Source organism: Flavobacterium salmonis, assembly GCF_903819435.1.
GTDB lineage: Bacteria > Bacteroidota > Bacteroidia > Flavobacteriales > Flavobacteriaceae > Flavobacterium > Flavobacterium chungangense.
On the sequence record NZ_CAIJDP010000052.1, the window covers coordinates 38,205 to 60,405 of the forward strand.

Here is a 22,201-nt window from a genome sequence, read left to right on the forward strand (position 1 = left end):
ATTTTAATATTAAAATCAATATTTATAATATGTTATTAGAAAAATATTTAAAATTACTGCTCAGTTTTTTCTTTTTGCTTAGTACACAGATCTATGCGCAACAGCAAAATTTGAAAGGGGTAATTGTAGATGCCAAAGACAATATGCCATTAATTGGCGCAACAGTTCTATCTGAAAATAAAGAAATTACTACTAATGAAGATGGAGAATTTGTTATTGAAAATCAAAAATTACCATTTACATTAAAACTGAGTTATATCGGATATACGACACAGGAAATTGTGGTACGCTCTTTTGATTTATTAACAGTAAAATTAATCAAAGATTCAAATCAATTAGATGAAGTCCTGATTTCGAGTGGCTATTTGTCTCAAAAAAAATCTGAATTTTCAGGTTCTGTATCCACAATTTCAGCTAAGCAATTACAAAACCGTCCTTCTACCAGTTTTGATCAGTTGTTAGGTGGTCAGGGAACAGGAATTGATGTAATTCAATCTACAAGTGTGTTAAACAATACGCCTGTTATTCGCGTTCGGGGTTTAAATACGATTACATCGGGACTTTTTCCTTTGATAGTCGTAGATGGTGTGGCTGTTTTTACCGGCTCATTGGGTGGATTTGTCGGCAATAATCCGCTTTCTGGGATTAATCCTAATGATATTGCCTCTGTTGATGTATTGAAAGATGCTTCTGCTTCCGCAATATATGGATCCAGAGCTGCGAATGGTGTTATGGTCATTACCACCAAAAAAGGTAAAAATGGCAAAACTAAATTCAATTACAACAGCTGGTTCAGCCGAAGTACTCCTTATAATTTGCCTAAATTATTGAATGCCGAAGATTATACCATGATTAAAAATGAAGCCTTGGTTAATGCAGGCAAAGCTCCCGGTTTTTTCCTTTCTAAAAATGCTGATGGAAGTACCGTAGATACAAATTGGTATGATGTGGCTTACGAACCGGGCTTTTCGAGCAATCATAACATTAATGTTTCCGGAGGCAATGAAACGACTCAATATTATTTTTCAGCAGACTATACCAATCAAAATAGCTTTATAAAAAACAACACGTTTCAAAATTACATGACACGATTAAACCTCAGTCATGACGTCAACAATTTTATTAGGGTTGGTGTTAATGTTTCTTACAGCAGGGCAAAAAACGTAGGTCCAAATACAGGTGCTGTAGCAGGTAATACGTTGTCTTCATCAACTTATAACACAGAGTATATTACCAATGAACCTTTAGGAAGAATGACGTATGTCTTACCTCCAAATGTACCGGTTTACAATCCTGATGGTTCGTATAGTATCCAAAACGGAATAAGTGTGGGCTATGGTGCCAATATTCCGTCTATTATCGGTACAATTAATGCTTACAATTTAGCAATGGTTCAGGAGCTTGATCTGACTACTTCAATTAGTAAATCGCTTTTAGGGAATATATATGGAGAGTTTGATATCACTAAAAAAATAACTTTCAGAACCAGTTTTGGATTGAATACTATTGGATTGGAAAACAAATTATTTTTAAATCCAATTCACGGAGGAGGAGCATCCTACAACGGTGTAGCAACCAATATAGCAACCGATTTATCAAGAACAGATTGGGCGAATACCATTACGTACAAAGATTCTTTTAATGAAAATCACAATTTCATGATCCTTGTAGGTTATGAAAGAATTAAAACAGCTATAGAGAGTTGGGGAGCTTCACAAAGTAATATTACCGACACTTATTATAAAAATTACCAGGGAAGTTACGCTAATATTTCGCCTATTGGCAATGACCTTTCAGAAAATGCTTTACTCTCTTATTTTACCAACTTAAACTACAATTTTAAAAACAAATATTTCCTGACTTTAAATTATAGAATTGATGGTTTATCGGCTTTATCCGAAGGAAACAAATACGGTAATTTTGGAGGTGGTTCTGTTAGCTGGAATCTTCTGGAAGAATCCTTTTTTAAAGATTCAAAATTAAGCGGCTTTCTGAATAACTTAAAACTTAGGGCCAGTTATGGTATTGTTGGAAATAGCGAAATAGGAAACTATCCTGCTATCGGAATCTATAATTCATCTACTTATGGTGGTGCACCAACCTTAGGATACTCTCAAACTGCCAATCCTGATCTAAAATGGGAAACAAGTTCAAAACTCGATTTAGGACTGAATTTCGCCATGCTAAACAATCGCATTTCCGTTGAGTTTGATTATTACAATAACAAAATCAGGGATTTGATTCTAAAAACACCTCAATCCCTTTCCGCAGGAATTCCGAATAGTTATATCAACGAAAATGTGGGCGGGATGTACAATACAGGCTTTGAAATAGGGATTAACGCACTCGCTGTTACTGCCAGAAATTTCAATTGGAATGTGAATTTGAACCTTTCCACACTTAAAAATAAGGTGACTTCATTAGCAAGCGATGTATTTGTGCCAAGTGTATTTGGAGTACAAAATATGACCAGAGTAGGCTATTCTATCGGATCTGTTTTTGCGGTGCCTAACAAAGGTGTAAATCCGGAAAACGGTCAGATGGTTTTTATCAACAGCGAAGGCAAAGAAGTGCAGTACAATCATATTGGATCTCCAAAATGGACCTATCTGGATGGCAGTGCTGCTCCGGCCATAGACAATTACAAAGATGGTGTCATGCAAGGACCTTCATTACCAAAATTTTTTGGAGGATTAAACAACACTTTCAATTATAAGAATTTTGTTTTAGCTGTAAACCTGACTTTTGCACAGGGAAATAAACTTTATAATGGAACACGCGCCACCAATTCAGATCAGCGTTATTTTAACAATGGTGAATTTATAAAAAACAGATGGACAACACCCGGCCAAAAAACAGACATTCAAAAGTTGTATTATGGTGATAATGTTTCGGCAGGTTTTTCATTTTCAAGCACTTCAAAAGTAGAAGACGGTTCTTTCGTAAAACTTAAGAATATGTCCTTAGGATATAATGTGCCTCTGGAAGTTTCCTTTCTGAAAAATACATTCAGCTCCATTTATGTGTATTTACAAGGCAATAATCTGTACACTTTTACCAAATACAGAGGTTCTGACCCCGAAGTTTCTATCAATGGAAACTCTATTAATTCAGGAAAAGATCAAAATGTTCCTCCCAACGCTCAGGTGCATACTCTGGGGTTGAATATTGGATTTTAATTAAAACAAACACGATGAAAAAATATATTTTAATAAGCTGTTTTATTCTGATGTTTACGACAGCTTGCAACGACGATTTATTAGACACGAAGCCTGAAACCAGTATTCCGGAATCAATAGCATTTAGCACTCCGGCTAAGATTTTGGCTCAGACCAATAATTTATACAAGCAGTTACAAAATCAAAGTTTTTATGGTGGCCGATTCATTGTTTTTAATGAACAGCGAGCAGATCAATTTGGTCAGAACGACGGAAATGCAGCAACAGGTTCTGCAGTATGGAATCAAAATGTGGCCTCAACAAATGATTTTGTAAACAATGTATGGGCAGTCGGATATGCTGCAATTAATGCTTCAAATATTCTTATCAGCAAAATGAATGAAACTACTGTTATTTCAAAAGAGCTGGCCAAGAACTACATTGCCGAAGCCAAATTTATTCGTGCCTTTTGTTATTTTAGTTTGATTCAAACCTATGCTAAACCTTACAATCAGGACAAAAATTCTTTAGGCCTTCCTTTGCGATTAACACCAATTACGACTTCGGGACATAATGATTTGGCGCGAAGTTCTATAGAAATGGTGTACACGCAAATTCTGAAAGATTTAGATGAAGCAGAAATAGATTTACCTGTTAGTTATTCAACACCTTTGCTCAATACTTCCAGGGCTAAAAAGTGTACTGCAATTGCATTAAAAACAAGGGTTTTATTAGTTCAGAACAATTTTGAGAAAGTAATTACAGAATCTAAAAAAATCGTTTCTTCTACCCTTCCTTTTCAATATACAGAAGGAAATTTAACCCAAAAATTAGAACCTAATTATACTAGTATTTTTGGTGGAAGTTATACAGGAACTGAAGCAATTTTTTCTATCCCTTTTGCTAATTCTACTACTGAAACACCTTCCGCACAATATTCTTTGGCGTATAATTATTTAGCACAACCTATTATTTTTTTAGCAACTGAAGGTATTGTTAGCGATCCCGCATTTAATTCGGCTACTGATGCACGTTCCAGCCTTATTGGTAAAAGTGCAGCCAATCAAAAAGTATTGAAAAAATTTAGTATCACAACAGCACCTTTTAGAGATTATGTGCCTGTAATTCGCTATGCTGAAATATTATTAAATTATGCAGAAGCAGCTGCTTATACTGACGATTTAGTAACATCAATGGCTTTACTGAAAGCGGTAAGAAATCGTTCAGACCCGAATTATGTTTTCCCAGCAAATGAAATTGCAACAAAAGAGGCTATGATTGCGACCATACAAAAAGAAAGAGATATTGAACTTTTAGGCGAAGGTTTCCGCCTGATGGATTTGCAAAGAAAAGTACAAACCTTACCTGCAAAAAAGGGATCGATCGGTACAGCTCCTTTGGTGTTGCCAACCAGCAGTAATTATATCTGGCCAATACCAAGTGGGGAAATCTCAGTAAATAAACTAATGGAACCAAATCCTTAAAAACAGACAAGTAATTTGAGTTGTATTATTATTTAGGCGTCACTTCGAGTGTTTTGGGCTAAAATATTTTGTGCTAAAACGATATTTTAATAACCAAAAATCTATCGAGAAGTTTCGTTTTGCAAAAGTTCTCGATACTATTTTATAAAAATGATCTCGCTATCTTATAAAATCACTCGAAATGACGATAAAAAATGAATGATCCATAATTATTATTAATCGAACTCAGATAAATAGTCATTTGAAATTAAGCTGAATTTTTATACTAAATAATAACCTGTTGGGTGTAGTTATTAAAAACGTCAGTTCGAGTGTTTTTTTGTGCAGAGAAACGGAACAAAAAATATATCGAGAACCGTTTTAATAATAATTTTTCTGTTCCCGATACAATCTTCTATCGAAAATCACTCGAACTGACGAAAAATTATTATCAAAAACTAATTACACCCAACGGATTAAATAATAAGTGTGATGCATTTTTATTACAGTTTAAAAAATTAGCTTTTTTTCATTCAAGTCTGCTTCATTTATTATATAAAATGCTCGATTTGTATCACTCCTTATGTCCTCTATTCCTCTATTTTTGAAAACTTTTAATTGGGATTATTTTACCCATTTATCATAAAAACCCAAATTATTTAATTTAACCAAAAGGTTTTCTAAAACATATAAAATGAGATTACGATTTATGGCTATTGTTTTGTTTTCAGTATTTTTTCAAAGCTCTTTTTCACAAACAGATGCTGTGACCGAAAAAAGAATCCAACAGTTAATTAAAAAAATGACTTTGAAGGAAAAAGTCGGTATGCTGCATGGGAATTCTAAATTTTACACTTCAGAAGTAAAACATCTCGGAATTCCGGAATGGGCCTTATCTGATGGTCCACACGGAGTCAGAGCAGAAATGAATCGTCATAATTGGCAATATGCCGGACAAACGGATGATGCTTCGACCAGTTTTCCTCCTGGAACAGCAATGGCTGCAAGTTGGAATCTGGAACTGTCTAAACAGCGTGGAATCGTTTTAGGCGAAGAAGCACGCTTTCGCAAAAAAGACGTTTTGCTCGGACCAGGAATCAATATTATTCGTTCTCCACTTTGCGGAAGAAATTTTGAATATTTAAGCGAAGATCCATTTCTTATTTCGCAGCTTTCAATCAATTATATTAAGGCTTTGCAAACGCAGGATGTCGCGGCTTGTGTGAAACATTTTGTAGCCAACAATCAGGAAGAAAACCGTTTTGTTGTTGATGTCACTATGAGCGAACGCGCTTTACGCGAAATTTATTTGCCGGGTTTTAAAGCTTCAATTGTAGATGCCGGAGTATTAGGCATTATGGGGGCTTATAATAAATTCAGAGGTTCGTATTGCACTGAAAACGATTATTTGGGGCGAACACTTTTACGTGATGAATTTAAATTTAAAGGCGTTTACATGTCGGATTGGGATGCTGTTCACAGTACTGAAAAAGCGGCTTTGGCTGGTTTAGATTTAGAAATGGGAACTGAAAAAGAAAATTATAATGACTGGTATTTCGCAGATCCTTTGATTAAAGCAGTACAGGAAGGACGCATCAAAGAAAGCGTTGTTAACGAAAAAGTGGCGAACATTTTAAGAGTCATGATTAAAACGAAAGTTTTAGATCCTAAAACGCGCGTAACAGGCTCTATAAATACAAAAGAACACCAGCTGGCTGCCTATCGTTCTGCTGTCGAAGCTGCTGTTTTATTGAAAAATGAGCGTTCAATTTTACCCTTAAATATGAGTGCGATAAAATCAGTAGCAATTATTGGTGATAATGCAACGCGTACACATTGCGGCGGAGGATTTAGCTCAGAAATCAAAGCTTTGTATGAGGTAACACCACTTCAGGCGATGACCACTAAATACGGAAAATCAATGCAGATCAATTTTGCACAAGGATATGAAAAGCAATCCCATGTTGTGGAAAGAAGCAGCGACGGTCAATTAAACACGGATAAAGTAGATTGGAAATTAATCGAAGAAGCTGTAGCTCAAGCCAAAAAATCCGATGTCGCGATTGTTTTTGCAGGCTTAAACCATGATTTCGATTCAGAATCATTTGACAGATTGCACATGCGTTTGCCTTACGGACAGGAAACTTTAATTCAGGAAGTAGCGAAAGCAAATCCTAAAACGATTGTCGTAATTATTGCCGGTTCTCCACTTGAATTAGCGGGTATTGAATCTCGCGTTTCTGCCTTAGTGTGGGGATGGTATGGCGGAATGGAAGCTGGTAATGCCATTGTTGATGTGTTGAGTGGCAAAGAATTTCCATCGGGAAAATTACCTTTTACTATTCCGGTTACTTTAAGCCAATCTCCGGCACATGCTTTAGGTGCCTATCCCGGGCATGATTTGAAGGTCAATTATGAGGAAGATATTTTGGTAGGTTATCGTTGGTTTGACACTAAAGGAATTGATCCTCAATATCCTTTTGGTTATGGTTTGTCTTATACTTCTTTTGAAATCTCAAATGTTGCATCTGACAAAAAAGTCTACGGTATCAATGATGAAATAACAGTAAAATTCAATATTAAAAACACAGGCAGAACCACTGGTGCAGAAGTAGTTCAATTGTATGCAGGCCAAACGAATCCTTCTGTTTTGAGGCCTAAAAAAGAATTAAAAGCATTTGATAAAATATTCCTCTCACCGGGAGAACAAAAGACGATTGATTTAAAAATAAAAGTAAAAGACCTGGCTTTTTACGATGAAAAAACTTCTGGTTGGAAAATTGAACCGGGTGAATTTGTACTTTATACGGCTACATCAGCCAAAAATATCGTGAGTAGTTTTCCTGTTACTGTGAAGTAAAAAACTTCTTAATAATGAAAAAAGTTGCCGAAATGGCAACTTTTTTCATTAAACCTTGTTATTGATGGCCTGACAAAAATTTTTGATGTCCTCTTTCAAAAAAAATTACAATTAATTCAAAAGCAGTACTCCTCCATTACGAGGAATTATTATTTCAGCCTCCTGGTTCTTTTTAAGTTTTATTGTTTTTACTTTTCCATTTAATTGTTCATCATCATGATAATAAATTAACGATGATCCTGAAACAAACATTGGCAGTTTTATCTTAAGTTTTAGAATTTCTTTTTGGGCATTCACACCCGCTATATACCACTTGGTTCCTTTTCGGCGGGCAAGTACAACGTATTTACCAGGAAATCCATCTAAAAAACGAACTTCATCCCAAGTTGTGGGTACTTCTTTCATAAAATTTATTGCCCAGTCCGGAGCATCAGTCAAATTATTTGGTGCTAATGCAAAATGCTGTACCCCGCTTTGAAAAAGTACTGCTGCTGCTAAAGCAAACACATCAGAAGTAATTCGTTTTGAGCCTTTATTGGGAATATTATCACTGTTGTAAAATTTATTTAAGGCACTTCCCCCAAAATCCATACTTCCTACTGTATTTCGAATAAAAGTATGTATTGAGGCATTCATTGCTTCATTGTCACAGCTTCCTTGTCCAAAATGTAAATTTTCGCTGGCTAAAACCGCCTCACTAGCTGCGAAGTTTGGATACATACGCTCCCAGCCTCTTGGTAATGTACAGCCATGAAAAATAACCATTATACCAAAATCATTAGCATCTGTCAGGATATCTTCATATAATTTCATGGTTACTTGTTTGTCTCCTCCAAAAAAATCTACTTTAATTCCTTTTACGCCAATACTTTTCATCCAGGCCATTTCTTTACGACGGATTGTCGAATTGTCCATCATACCTCTCGGTCCCTGGGGAGCATCATTCCAATACCCGTTCGAATTATACCATAAATACAAACCAACACCTTTTCCTGCACCATATTTAGCCAGTTCCGCGATTTTATCCTTTCCTATCTGAGTATCCCAAAGGGCATCAATTAAGATCGTTTCATATCCCATTGCTGCACTAAAATCAATGTATTGTTTCTGTACCGGAAAAGTAGTGTTACTATCCATTTTCATTATCCAGCTCCAGGAACCTTTGGTATATTGGTATTCTTTAGAAGCCTGGTATTTTGGTTTAACCAAATCAAACGGAATTGTGGTTTCTACAATAGGTGCCAGTGTTTCTCCAATTGTAATAGTGCGCCAGGGAGTTTCCCCAATAAGCGGTATTCCTGGGGCAGTTGTTCCGTTTCCATTATTTTCTCCTGCCATTGGAAATCCTACAGTATATAATCCTTTATCATGTCCAATTAGTCTGCTTGCGCAATAACCGCTGTCAACTCCTGTTTCGGATATTAAAACCCATCCAGTATTATTTACTTTAAAAAGACATGGAAATGTATATCCTTCACCCATGCCGTTTTTTCCCATTGGGGCATCTAATGTGTATGATGTTTCATAACTTGGTGCAGTTCTGGCGTACCCTGTCATTGGCTTACTTTGCGGACAAAGAAAGGTAGTGGTTCCTTCAGGCAGTATAAAACCGGAGGCTTCTTCCTGCACCACACAAGAGCGGGCTTCCTTTTGCGGATATACCTTATATTTAAAAGCTACATTATTATTGCTTACTCTAAATACCACATCTATAGCAGCTTTACTATCTTTACTGAAAGACAATATGGCTTCATTAGCCTCATAATGAACATCACTCTGCTTTATATTAGGCAGCTTATAAATTTCATCAATTTTATTTTGTCCAACATCAGCTTTTAAAATTAATCCTGTTGTAAAATCACCAACATTGGTTTTCAATCCCAGTGGAGAATTTTCTAAGAAAGTTTTTTTATTATATGAAATACTATACAAAGGCATTCCATTCGAGATAAAAACAGAAACCTTAAGTTTTCCATCAGGGCTTTGTACAACTGACTGTGCGCTTAATTTAAAAAAACTAAACAGACATAAACATAAAACATACTTAAAACTCATAACACACTATAGATTAATTACTTTATTTTTTTTTGTAACGGAAATCGAAAGAATAATTATCCTGAATTAACTTTATAATTTAAAACAACAGTTATTGTAACAAACAATTTTAATTTATTGAACAGATACCTTAGTCATTTTTAAATCTTTAGCTTCTGAACTTGTTCCATAATATACCTCATATTCACCAGAAGTTACATTCATTCCTCTACTGTTAGAATCATAAAATTCAAATGAAGAAGCCGGTAAATCGATTGTTACATTTTGACTTTCGCCTGCTTTTAAATGGATTCGTTTAAAACCTTTCAATGTTTTTAAAGGACCGTCTGTATCCTTTACCTTTCGAACATAAACCTGAACAATCTCTGTTCCTTCGCGTTTACTACTATTTTTTATTAGGAAGCTTAATTGTGTATTTTCATTCGGTTTTATCTTAGTCTTACTCAGGTTTGCTGTACCAATATTGAATTTAGAGTAGCTTAAGCCAAAACCAAACGGGAATAAAACATCAGTTGTGTATCTGTAAGTACGGCCTTTCATCGAATAATCTTCAAAGTCACCTAATATATCTGAATTTTTATAAAATGAAACAGGCAGTTTCCCCGCAGGGTTGTAATCCCCAAAAAGAACATCAGCAACAGCCTGACCTCCGGATTCACCTGGATACCATGCCTGTAAAATAGCATCGCAGCTTGTTGTTTCTGGTGCAAAAGCTATTGCAGAGCCGGAGCAGTTTACAAAAACTACTTTTTTGCCTGCAGCTTTAAGCTCTTGCAGACATTTTCTCTGAACAGCAGGAAGCTCGATATTTGTTCGGTCTCCTCCTTTAAAACCTGGATAAGAAACAGGCATTTCTTCTCCTTCAAGCAAAGTAGAAAGCCCTCCCACAAAAATTACGGTATCGATGCCTTTTAATTTTTGAATTAATCCTCCGAAATCAATATCATATTCTTTTCCAAAATCGAATTCAAGATTTGCCTGCCAATTGTTTGACTGGGCGTAAAGAATTTCGATTTTATATTTTTTACCCGCTTCAACCGGAAATGGAATATTACCCGGAACAGTGCGCCAGTTGGTATATTTTGCTATTGATTTACCATCAACTAACAATTCAAAAGCTCCTGTAGCTCCGGTTTTAAAAACAAGAGTATCATTTGCTTTCGCTGAAAATTCTGTCTCATATTTTGCCGAAAACCCTTCTAATTTGATCCCTGAAGCAAATTCATGCTGACCGGCAGTAGTCATTTTTATAGGATTTAAAATCTGCTGGGATATTACACTCTTCCCTTCTCTATTCGGATTGTTCCAATAGGTCGCTTTCATTCCTTTTTTTCCTTCAAATGAAATCTGGTCAAAATAAGTTTGATTTACCTTATCTTCAACTAAATCACAGGCTTTATCATACACTATTTTATTTGCCGTAACTTTTGATTCTATTCCGCTCTTAATGGTAATTGTTTTGACAGGAGTTCCATTATAATTTCCCCATAACATCGGTTCATTATCAGCGTTCGGACCTACAACTGCGATTTTGCTTGTCGTTTTATTTAAAGGAAGAATGTTGTTCTTATTTTGCAAAAGTGTCATTGACTTTTGAGCCATTTCAAGTGCTAACTGTTGATGTTCTTTATTATTAAGCACAGAAGCCGGAATTTGAGCCCAGGGCACTATTGCATCATCATCCATTTCGCCTAAGTCAAAACGGCCAACTAACACACGAAGCAGACTTTTATCAATATCGGCTTCTTTTATTAAATCTTTCTCAACCGCTTCAGGCAAATTTTTAAATGGATATTTTTCCCACACACATTCAACATCTGTTCCGGCAAGTACCGCCTTAGAAGCTGCATGTGTTGCATCTGACGAGACTTTATGAGTCGTATAAAAATCGGTTACAGCTCCGCAATCTGAAACCACCAGATATTTAAATCCCCATTCATCACGAAGGATACGCTGCAGTAAACGGGTATTGCTGCAACAAGGTTCATCGTCTAAACGCTGATAGGCACACATTACCTGACGTACATCAGCATCTTGTACTAATGATTTAAAGGCTGGCAGATAGGTTTCATATAATTCTCGTGGATTTACATTATTTAAATTTAATTCGTGCCTGCTCCATTCAGGTCCGGAATGAACAGCAAAATGTTTGGCACAGGCTAAAAGCTTACGGTATTTAGCATCTGCAGGACCTTGCAGTCCCTTAACTACTGAAACTCCCATTCGCGAAGTAAGATATGGATCTTCTCCATAGGTTTCCTGACCGCGACCCCAGCGTGGATCTCTAAAAATATTGACGTTCGGCGTCCAGACAGAAAGACTCAAAAACCGTTTATTCTCATTACCATTCTGAATCCATTGGTTATATTTTGCACGGGCTTCATCAGAAACAGCATTAAAAACATTATAGACTAACTGATCGTCAAACGAGGCTGCCATACCAATTGGCTCTGGAAAAACAGTAACATTATCGTTATTTGCATAGCCATGTAAAGCCTCACTCCACCAATTGAATTTTTTAATTCCAAGTCTCGGAATGGGATCACTCTGATCACACATTAACGCTGCCTTTTCTTCAAGGGTTAATCTTGAAATTAAATCTTTTGCCCGTTCTGTTGAACTAAGAGACGGATTCTTAAAAGGATATTGCTGTGCGTTTACACTAAAAACAGCAACTAAACTTATGATGAACACAGAACTAACTTTCATGATTTCTGAATTATATAATGAATATTTTGTGACGCTAATCGACTAATTATTTTTTAAAATTTGATCTTGAATATGGAAATAATCAAAATCAACAAAACCTCCGGTTTTTTTTGTTGCATAATTGAACAATCCAAATCGATATCCCATAAAATGCGGAAGTGTATATGGCAGTTTTATTTTTTTTCCAATACTCATCCATTTTTTGCCATCTAAACTGTAAAAAAAAATGCCTTCATCTGCCTTGTCTTTAAAGTTACATTCTGCCCTGAAATAAATTTTATCCTGCTTTAACGGAACACTTTCTATTTCGATTGGAAGATCTTTAACCGTAGCAATCATTACTATTTTCTTAGCATTTTTTTCGGCTTTTACGCCAATCAATCCGTATTCTTTTTGCAATAAAGAAAGTCCTGCAAAATCACCTTCTTTCATTTTAGAAACCTCAACCAGAATAGTTCCTGAACTTTGAGGGCCAAAAGTTCTTTGCGTCAACGTATTTTTTGCCTGAACAAAACTGCTGTCGATTCTGCCGGTTTTTAATCTTAAAAAACCTTTTCTTTCTTTTACCGACCAAAGTGCATGATCTGGATTGTGATTCCATTGCCAGACTAATGACAAATCAGGATCATTCTTTTTTCTGGTAAAATCATCTGAGTTTACAATTCCGGGAATCAAACTTTTGCTTGCCGGTAAATCGAGATTTTGTGGCACTGTATTATTTTCACCTAAAATTGGCCAGCCGTCTTCCCACTTAACCGGTACGAAATAAGGAATTCGTCCTACACCGCCAAAATCCCTGAACAGATAGGAGAACCATTTCCCGTCAGGAGTATCGATAAGTCCGCCCTGCGCCACGCCTAAATCCTGCAATCCTACTTTTCCTTCCCACGGACCTGAAATCTTATCGGCTCTGTGTATAATTACGGTGCGAATTCCGTCTTTTGGCCAGACGATATTAAACAGATAATATTTTCCTTTGATTTTAAAAAGCTGCGAACCTTCAGATTGCAACATAATATTTATTCCTGCGGGCGCACTTGCATTTTCTATTAAAATCTTTTTTGTTTCTTCTTTTACAGCTGATAATTCTGAATTTAATTCTATACTCTGCAATTTTCCTGCTCCCCAAATCATATACACTTTTCCGTCATCATCAAAAAAGATAGAATGATCGTGATAGGATGTATTTAAAATGTTTCGTTTCCAAGGGCCTTTTTCGATATTTTTTGTAGAAAAAATATAGGTTTTACCAGTCGTTCCGGAAAAAGTGCTGACATAGTACATCCCATTATGATAATTCAGACTGCTCGCCCAGGAACCTCTTCCGTAATCATTTTTTCCATTATACAGATTTAATTTATCGATATCATCTTCTAATGTTTGATACGCATAATTAACTATTTTCCAATTTACTAAGTCGGTAGATTTCATAATAGGAACACCGGGATTCATGTGCATTGTCGTGCTGCTCATGTAATAGATATCGTTTACACGAATGATGGACATATCAGGAACATCGGCAAAAATTACTGGATTCTGAGCCTTTTTTTGTGCATAATTAATAGACCAATTCACAAGCAGAAGAAGACTAAAAAAAGTATTTCTAATTTTCATTTTATTTGGTATCATTTTCTAATCTTTTAAAATTCTGAATTGATGAAACTTTGGACTATTACTCCCTTCATTAGATTTTATTGTAATGTTTACAATGTCTATTTTCAACATTAATCGGATGGTTTTATTAGCCTAAGAAATAATCAGTATAAAAATATTACTGCGGTCCTGCCTTAAATTACCATTAATTTAAAAGACCGTGCAACTCTTTCCTTAGCCTGAAATCTAATCTTATTTTTTTACAAATTTTCTGCTTATTTTAGATTTATCGTTTGTTCCATTAATAAAATAAACTCCGGCTGGCAGTGATTCTATTCTTATTCTGGTACTGCCGTTTTTCAAAGTGCCTGAATGCATTAAAGTCCCCTGAACATTAAAAATTTTATAATCAAAGTCAGAAGTCATCTTATCTACAAAAATTTCGTCCAACGCTGGATTTGGATATAATTTGAAACTAACTTCATCCAATTCATTTTGATCCGTGCCTAATGTGGTAAATTCCAACGGAAGCACAGTAGCGTTATATCCGCTTTTTTCACTTAAGTAAAAACGGAATGATGAAATTAAGGGTTCACTTCCTACAGTTACAGGATAAAATGCAGTAACATTATTTACTGTCTTCAATGTGTAGCTTCCTGCCGGAGCTTTCATACCAATGTAAACCGGATTCATCTGATCAACAGTTAAGGCTTTTGGTGTTGAAACATTTCCGGTACCGCTAAAAACAAATGTACCTGTGCCACTCAATAAAACAGGGGTATTGGCCGGAATTACACCTTCAATTTTATTACAAATTATTTTAGTTGATGAAGGCAGCATCGTATACGCTGTTACACCTTGAGGTATACTCGCTTCATACGGAAGAACCAAAACATCATAACCTGCAATAGTTTTGGTAAAAGACGCAGCTAAAGCTGAAAAACCGAAAGGAACATTAAAATCTCCTCCCTGATCCATAAGATTTAGATTGTTACACGTTGTTCCTGATATTACATTGTCGGCAGTGTTATTGGCCGTTACATAAAAAATACTGTTTTTATTTGCTGATTTGGCATGCCAATCCTGAGAGGAACTGATACCAGTCGTGTTTCTAAAATCTAATGATACATAATTGGTGCTTTGCAGAGCATCCATCAAAAGGCTGTCATCATCTGAATATATTCCTCCAAATTCGGCCGCTTTTTCGTCAGCAATATTAAAATACACATCACCCAAATTTAAAGTAAGTACTGAACTGTAATTAGAATTTCGCAAGCCAATGATTCCGGTACATCCATCTGTAAGAACGGATTTAGAAATATCAAATGTCAAATCAAATTCAACCCCGGTAGGAAAATTAAATTTTCCATAATTTTTAGATTTTACCTGCCCATTGTCATTGATATAATACAGTGTTGTATTATCAGTATTAGCCTGATTTGCAGTGGTAAAACTTTTAACATGCATTATAAATTTATTGTAACGGTTATCTAATTTCAAATATCCATTAGCACCGTCCATATTGGTACTTATCAGAGGATTTGCGTTTGCAAATGTCACTGTTTTGCCGCTAATCTGGTATGTTGTTCCAAATGCAGGATTTGTAACAGACTGGTTTTCAATTTTAGCATAATGAACTTCTTTACTGGTCATTTGAGAGGGCACCCTTTCCTTGCTTTTTTCAAATATCAAAGTAATAAAACTGGAAGGGTCAATACTCACTACCGGACGAAATGTTTCAGTAAAACTAATCGCAGTGTTTTGCATATCAATACTCTGATTGGTAATTGTTTTAGTCCCTTTTACAGAATAAAATGGCAAATCTACAGTAAGATTATAGGTGTTTTGTGATGGATTAATTATGGTAAGAACAATTTTATCACCAGCATCATTTATGTACGAAGATCCTTTAAGCTGTGCAGTTGCATCACTCCAAGTTGATTCTATACGTGTTGTACCTGTAGTGAATTTAGCATATTGCGAAAGTATATGCCCTCTTTTGGTAATTTCTCCGGATACTGTTCCGTTTGTCCCGTCTCCCATTAATGCATAATATCGCTTAGTGGCGTAGTGAATCCAGGCATTGACATTTCCTAACATAGCATCATTTACACTGTTAGCGAAACTAAAAGCATCAATTCCCCAATTAAAATCACGAACCGTACCTCCTGAATTCCAGTTAATGAGGTATTCCGTCATCCATATCTCCTTGTTATAATTCTTAAATTGTTTGTATTTTGACTGAATACCACCATACTGATGAACGCCGTAAACTTCAAAGTTTTTCATGACATCAGCATCCAGAAAAGCATTTGAAAAAGAATCTGAATAACCAACACTTTCCGGTGCAATAACTTTACAATTAATAAGATGACCGTAATTTTTAACAAAAGCAGCTATTTGTACAGGTGTCCAAATACAGCCCTGATAGGTTGCCATTTCATCTGGCTCATTTTGAATTGAAATATAATCGAGTTCTACTCCATTATCACGAAGATAGGTTACATACCGATTAAGATACAAAGCATAATCCTCATAATGTTCTTCTTTCAGGTAGCCAATTTGCTGAACGCCATTTGCATCGGTATAAACTGCAACTTCACTGTTATTCGTTTTCCATTCTGCCGGCATTGTCCAGGGGCTTGCAAAAATCTTTAATCCCAATTCATTTTTGGCTAATTTTGCAGTTGCAAGCGTTGACGGCCAGTTACTTTCAACCGGAATATAAAGGCGCATAATGTTATAACCGGCTTCACTGTTTGTTCCCCACATTTTTTTGATTTCATCAGTAGACATGTGATTATAACCAAACTGGGGACTGCATACAAAACCTCCAAAACCAGTAACTTTTTGATATGTTTTATTTTTATCAATTTGTACTTTTGCATTTTGTGCACTTAACTGAGCAGCTGACACAAATAAAATTGCAAACAATATTGAACTTAATTGGTATAATTTTTTCATATTCTACTTTGTTGGTTACTAAAATTTAATCAATTAAAAAATTAGAATTTACTCTGTAATGATTCACTTTCCGGCGGTCCGAGATAAGAAGGTTTTAATCCTCCGGTATTTATAACAATCTTCTGCAGCACAATACCAGCATCTAAAACGCGAAAACGTAAAACATGCTTTCCTGCTTTCGAAATAGTATGTTTTGTGTTAGAATGTATCAGGTGTTCTGCCTGCCATCTTCCCAATTCGCCGCGGTAATGTCCGTTAAAATTTATAAGCTGTGGTTTTTCTCCATCGAAAGAAACTTCATAACGAAGGCCTTTGTTGCTGTTAAAATTAAGTGTTGGAGCCAAAAGCAATTCTACATTAAACTCTCCGGTTGAAGTAAAATCTATTTCATATTCAACAAAAATATTCTCTGTTTGAGATGGATATTTATTTTGTGGAAATGTAGTAATACCGCTTTTTGTTTTTCCAAAATCAGGAATTACCTCCCAGTGAATATTGTCTGAATTATTTACTTTAGAAAAATGTTCTGCTTCGATAGAAACATACCCATCCTTTTCTACAAATACATTCGAAACTATCTGATCTTTTTCTGAAACATAAGTAACTTCAGGAAGGATATTTTTAGGAGTATCGTGCCAGGCCTTATATCCAATTCTCATTTGATCCATTATGTGGGTCCATTTTCCGCCTGAAATTTCATTATTGTACTTATTTTGAAGAACAGCATCTCTTTCAAAATTTCTTTTCACCTGATCAGCAAAAGTGTTGGCTAAAATGTTTTTTTCTGCCGCAAGTTTTCTGTTATTCGCCTGGGCAAAATACATTTCATAAAGATTACTGCAGGCATCTATGGGATATAGCACAAGTTGAAAATAGGCATCTTTATATTCTTTGGGAATATCATTGTAAATTCTATAAGAATCAAGTGATAAGTTCTTGTAATCATTAACTACCCTTTCAAATTCATTATAGTTTTCAAGACTATACGTTTTGCTGTCCAGCATTTCGGGAGTAACTCGTCTGTTGAATTTTGGATAGGTATTTAATAGTCTGGCGATTTCTTTGGCATGTTCTGTTCCGAACTGTTCAGCAGCCCATTTCTCCGTAAATTCAAAAAGATTCTGAGAATTAAACTTCTTCGGATTCCATGCCATTTCTAAAAAGAAACTGATAGGGAATTCCATTGGCTTAAGATCTCCAACATTGACAATCCAGATTTTATCAACACCGTGCTCGTAGCTCAGATTCATTTGTTCCCAGACTCTTTGTATCGGACTTATGTTGATCCATTTCGAATTTCTTGGGCCTCCCACATAATCAAAATGATAGTACATTCCGTAACCTCCTTTGTGCAAAGGTTTTGTCAAATCTGGAAGTTTACGTACATTTCCCCAATTGTCATCACAAAAAAGCAAAATTACATCATCGGGAACACGCATGCCCTGATCATAATAATCCTGTACTTCCTTATACAATGCCCAAACCTGAGGTGTTTTTTCAGGCTTTTTTTGCGTTACCTCAGCAATAATTTTACGCTGTTCTTTTACGATATTCTCCAGCAGACTTATATTAGTTCCTTCGCTCATTGCTTCATCGCCATCTCCACGCATTCCTACGGTTACTAATTTTTCCCAGTCTTTACTACGCTGAATTCCACCTTTCCAGAATTCATCTAAAACGGGTTTATTTTTAGCATAATCCCAAATATTTGGAAGATTATTTTTTTTTATATACCGATGCCAATCTGTTTGTGCCAAAGCCATTGGTTCATGGTGCGATGTGCCGATGACAATTCCCATTTCATTTGCCAAAGGTCCGCTGGCTGCATCATCATCATAAAAAGCATTTCCCCACATGGCTGGCCAAATGTAATTAGCTTTTAAACGAAGCAGTAATTCAAAAACTTTTTCATAAAATTGACTGTTAAATCCACCAAATTTTGCTTTCGACCAACCGCTTAATGCAGGTGCTTCATCATTGATAAAAATTCCTCTGTATTTTACCGCAGGTTCGCCATCAGTGTAGGTTCCTTTTATAAAATACAGATTCTCTTTTTTCTCGACGGGAACATCGGCCCAATAGTACCAAGGCGAAACTCCAATTTGTTTCGACAATTCGTAAATTCCGTAAATCGTTCCGCGTTTGTCACTTCCGGCAATTATGATGGCTTCATCTACTCCTTTAAATGGATTTTTTATGTTTTGAATAATAAATTTTTCATTTTTACCTTTCAGCAGCTTTCCGTCAATTTTATTTGCTTTAACTAAATCATCAATAACCGAATTGGTTCCGATTGTTCCAATGATAATCAGCGACGATGTAGAATTTGGATTCTGATTAAAAACAGTCGGTTTATCACCCGTAACTTTTTCAAAATCAGATTGAAAATTACCGATTGCACGCAAAACACCTGCATCAGTTCCCTTAGTAACTAGTAAAGAAAGCTGTGAAGATTTCTCTTTCAGTACAACAACATTATCACCTTTTTGAGTTGTAATAAATGGCTGTGAAGCGTTTGAAATAATAGAACTAAAAACGATAAGAAGTGTTAGGATATATTTTGAAAATCTATTCATGAACTTTAATGTGTTATCCAATTCAATTAATATTCTTTGAAATTCAGTTTATTTCTACTGAAACAATAATGGCGCAAACATAAATAAATCGTGTCTCCAGACTGGCCATGTATGTCCGCCCGGATATTCACTGTATTTGTATTTAATTCCCATTTGATCAAATTTGCTTATCATTATTTTGCAATTTTCAAAAGCAATATCTTCTTTGCCTCCCATGGAAATCCAAAACTCTTTAATATTTGAATTAATAGTTGCGGCATTATTTTTCATATACTCATATTGAGGTTCTGATAAAGTGGAATTATTAGCCCACCATCCTGAACTAAATACGCCTATGGCAGAAAACAAATCCGAATTTTTAACACCTGCATAAAGCGTTTGCAAGCCGCCCATTGATAATCCGGCCAAAGCTCTGTTTTTAGCCTCTTTCGAAACTTTAAAATTGCTTTCTACAAAAGGTATTGCGCCTGTTTTTAATTCATTTTCAAAAGCTTTTAATGCATTTTCATTGAAACCTGCAACTCCGCCTGTATTTCCCATGTTACCGTCGATCATTGCAATCACCATTGGTTTTGCTTTATTTTCGGCAATCAAATTGTCTAAGATTAAATTCGCCTTACCCTGAGTTGCCCAGCCTGTCTGATCTTCTCCTCCTCCATGCAATAGATATAAAACCGGATATTTCTCTGTTGAATTTTCATAACCCGGTGGCGTATAAACATAAATTTCACGCCATGAATTAGTTGCTTTTGAAAAGTATTTCTTAATTCGAATATCGCCATGCGGCAAGTCTTTTAAAGCATAAAAATCTCCTTCTTTATTTGGTATTTCGATACCGCTTGCCATTCGCCCCATACCGTAAAATGTCTGACTTGACGGGTCTGCAACTGCAACTCCATCAATAAGAAGAGAATAATAATTAAATCCTTTGTTTACCTCATCTGTAGTTGTTGTCCAAAATCCTTCTGAATCTCTTGTCAGATCGTATTTTTTTCCCAAATCGATTTGCACTTTTGAAGCTTCGGGAGCGTTAACTTTAAAAAGCACTTTGTTATCCGGTAATATTTGAGGATATTTTGCATTACGAATATTAGTTTCTGCCTGAGATCCCAAAATAGTATATTTCGTGAAACCTGACTGATCTACAGGTTTAAACAAAAACTGTGAAAACATATATAAACCGTTTTTCCAAACTTTAAAATCATGCACTCCAGGTTCAACATAATAGATATGAGGAACATCATTTTTATATAAATAATCATGAGTTCGCTTACTGTTTTCGATAAGCCAGTCGTTATCTCCACAGGAAATCCAGAGTAGTTTTAATTTCTTTTTTGCTGTTTCCGGATTCGGGAGTAATTCTTGGGGCGCTTTAGTATTTGGAGCTGCTGAGAATGCACCAACCCATGCAAATTTATCTAAATTTCCTAGCCCGAAATTTAACGATTGTCCGCCGCCCATTGATAATCCGGCTATGGCGCGTTGTTCTCTGTCTTTAAGAACCGGGTATTTTTTTTCGATAAACGGAATTAGGTCATTTAATAAATCTTTTTCAAAAGTAGCAAATGCCTGTACTTTATCAGGAGCCATTATGTTCCCGGTTGCACTATCGTCTTTCATTGCCCTGCCATTTGGCATAACCACAATCATAGGTTCAATTTTACCTTCTGCAAAAAGATTGTCTAATATAATTTGCGGATTTCCACCGTTTAACCATTCTTTTTCATCGCCGCCTATTCCGTGTAAAAGATACAATACAGGATATTTTTTCTTTTTATTGAATCCAGGAGGTGTATAAACTGTTACTTTTCGGATAGAACCAACAGTTTTAGATTCATAAGTGATTTCTTCTATTTTTCCTGCTGGTATATTGGTGTTTAACTGGTCAAAACCAATAGGAGCCTGTACAATGAAAGGTGCTTTGCCATCTGAAAATTTATAACCTAATAAGGAAATCATTTTTTCCGCATAACGTCGTCCCAACTCTCTGTAACCTGCGGCATTAAAATGCAAAAAATCAGGTTCAGCTGTGCATCCTTTTGAGGAGATAACATACGAATTAGCTATTGTTTTTGGCAGTGTGGCAATAATTTTATTCATGCTCCCACATTTGCCTTTCTGGTCATCATTTACCGTTTCTCCCGAAAGCAAAGGCACTTTTTTAGGATCCATATTCAGGTCTTTCATCAAATTATCGTAGACAATTTTTACCTTTTTTGTCCAAAGTGTATCACCAGTATTCGATTCCCCCTGATGTATTAAAATACCTTTAATTACGCCTTTTTTCTGTGCTATTTTTGCCAGCTCCACAAGTCTTCCATAAGGGTTTCCATCGTATTCCTTTAGCATTCCTTTCATCCAGTCTGGTGCTGTTGCAATATATTCTGCTGACTTATCTTTATCAAAAAGTTCAATTTTACAGCCTCCAACGGCAACATTGATAACACCTACTTTTACATTTTTAGGCAGATTGGCCACGAGGTTTCTTCCAAAATAATCAACTGGCGTTAGTCCGGTATTACAACGGCACAATGGCGGAATGGCGGTATACCAATTTCCTTTTTCACGCTTCAGTTCAGGGCAATTGACTGCCTGTAAAACCTGAAACCGATCATCGACTCCAACCTTGTCTTGTGGTTCTATTTTGGCATATCCTTCCATATTTGACTGACCGAAACTCAGATAAACATGAAAATCAGGATCTTGAGAATATCCTTTTTGTGCTACTGAAAAAAGAAACGTAAATGCGAAAAACCTAAGTATTGATTTCATTATTAGCTGTTTTTATTGTCAAAAATCTTTTAAAATCTGGATTGAAATACA

9 protein-coding genes are annotated in these 22,201 nt (G+C 35.7%); 3 read left to right on the forward strand and 6 right to left on the reverse strand.

The annotated features are described in order from the left end of the window. The first annotated feature begins 29 nt into the window (after positions 1 to 29). The 3 genes from FLACHUCJ7_RS01830 (at position 30) to FLACHUCJ7_RS01840 (ending at position 7,481) form a co-directional block, all read left to right on the forward strand. Positions 30 to 3,179, forward strand: coding sequence for a SusC/RagA family TonB-linked outer membrane protein (locus FLACHUCJ7_RS01830; protein WP_180907727.1), 3,150 nt, complete (start codon positions 30 to 32; stop codon positions 3,177 to 3,179). Positions 3,180 to 3,193: 14 nt separating this feature from the next. Further along, entirely contained in the window at positions 3,194 to 4,642 is a 1,449-nt protein-coding gene (locus FLACHUCJ7_RS01835; RefSeq protein ID WP_180907728.1) for a RagB/SusD family nutrient uptake outer membrane protein, read from the forward strand. Positions 4,643 to 5,315: 673 nt separating this feature from the next. Then, a complete protein-coding gene (locus FLACHUCJ7_RS01840; RefSeq protein WP_180907729.1) occupies positions 5,316 to 7,481 on the forward strand; it encodes a beta-glucosidase family protein in 2,166 nt (721 codons plus the stop codon). Positions 7,482 to 7,592: 111 nt separating this feature from the next. Here FLACHUCJ7_RS01840 and FLACHUCJ7_RS01845 read toward each other — a convergent pair whose 3' ends face one another. From FLACHUCJ7_RS01845 to FLACHUCJ7_RS01870, 6 genes are all read right to left on the reverse strand, one after another. Next, a complete protein-coding gene (locus FLACHUCJ7_RS01845; protein WP_180907730.1) occupies positions 7,593 to 9,536 on the reverse strand; it encodes a glycoside hydrolase family 97 protein in 1,944 nt (647 codons plus the stop codon). 114 nt (positions 9,537 to 9,650) lie between these two features. Further along, positions 9,651 to 12,245: a xylan 1,4-beta-xylosidase gene (xyl3A, locus tag FLACHUCJ7_RS01850; RefSeq protein WP_180907731.1), complete on the reverse strand. Its 2,595-nt coding sequence runs from the start codon at positions 12,243 to 12,245 to the stop codon at positions 9,651 to 9,653. 42 nt (positions 12,246 to 12,287) lie between these two features. Continuing rightward, the gene (locus FLACHUCJ7_RS01855; RefSeq protein ID WP_230408778.1) at positions 12,288 to 13,874 is read right to left on the reverse strand and encodes a glycoside hydrolase family 43 protein; all 1,587 of its coding nucleotides are present in this window, start codon (positions 13,872 to 13,874) and stop codon (positions 12,288 to 12,290) included. A 216-nt stretch (positions 13,875 to 14,090) separates the two neighbouring features. Beyond that, complete coding sequence (locus FLACHUCJ7_RS01860; RefSeq protein WP_180907732.1) at positions 14,091 to 16,802, reverse strand: T9SS type A sorting domain-containing protein; 2,712 nt, start codon at positions 16,800 to 16,802, stop codon at positions 14,091 to 14,093. 41 nt (positions 16,803 to 16,843) lie between these two features. After that, positions 16,844 to 19,378 carry a glycosyl hydrolase 115 family protein gene (locus tag FLACHUCJ7_RS01865; protein WP_180907733.1) on the reverse strand — a complete coding sequence of 845 codons (2,535 nt, stop codon included), beginning with the start codon at positions 19,376 to 19,378 and terminating at the stop codon, positions 16,844 to 16,846. Between the two features lie 54 nt (positions 19,379 to 19,432). Then, entirely contained in the window at positions 19,433 to 22,150 is a 2,718-nt protein-coding gene (locus FLACHUCJ7_RS01870) for an alpha/beta hydrolase-fold protein (RefSeq protein WP_180907734.1), read from the reverse strand. Between the last annotated feature and the right edge of the window lie 51 nt (positions 22,151 to 22,201).

Coding starts and splice junctions, on each gene's coding strand:
- xyl3A (WP_180907731.1), bottom strand. CDS start 12,245: ATGAAAGTTAGTTCTGTGTTCATCATAAGTTTAGTTGCTGTTTTTAGT.
- FLACHUCJ7_RS01830 (WP_180907727.1), top strand. CDS start 30: ATGTTATTAGAAAAATATTTAAAATTACTGCTCAGTTTTTTCTTTTTG.
- FLACHUCJ7_RS01845 (WP_180907730.1), bottom strand. CDS start 9,536: ATGAGTTTTAAGTATGTTTTATGTTTATGTCTGTTTAGTTTTTTTAAA.
- FLACHUCJ7_RS01835 (WP_180907728.1), top strand. CDS start 3,194: ATGAAAAAATATATTTTAATAAGCTGTTTTATTCTGATGTTTACGACA.
- FLACHUCJ7_RS01840 (WP_180907729.1), top strand. CDS start 5,316: ATGAGATTACGATTTATGGCTATTGTTTTGTTTTCAGTATTTTTTCAA.
- FLACHUCJ7_RS01860 (WP_180907732.1), bottom strand. CDS start 16,802: ATGAAAAAATTATACCAATTAAGTTCAATATTGTTTGCAATTTTATTT.
- FLACHUCJ7_RS01855 (WP_230408778.1), bottom strand. CDS start 13,874: ATGATACCAAATAAAATGAAAATTAGAAATACTTTTTTTAGTCTTCTT.
- FLACHUCJ7_RS01865 (WP_180907733.1), bottom strand. CDS start 19,378: ATGAATAGATTTTCAAAATATATCCTAACACTTCTTATCGTTTTTAGT.
- FLACHUCJ7_RS01870 (WP_180907734.1), bottom strand. CDS start 22,150: ATGAAATCAATACTTAGGTTTTTCGCATTTACGTTTCTTTTTTCAGTA.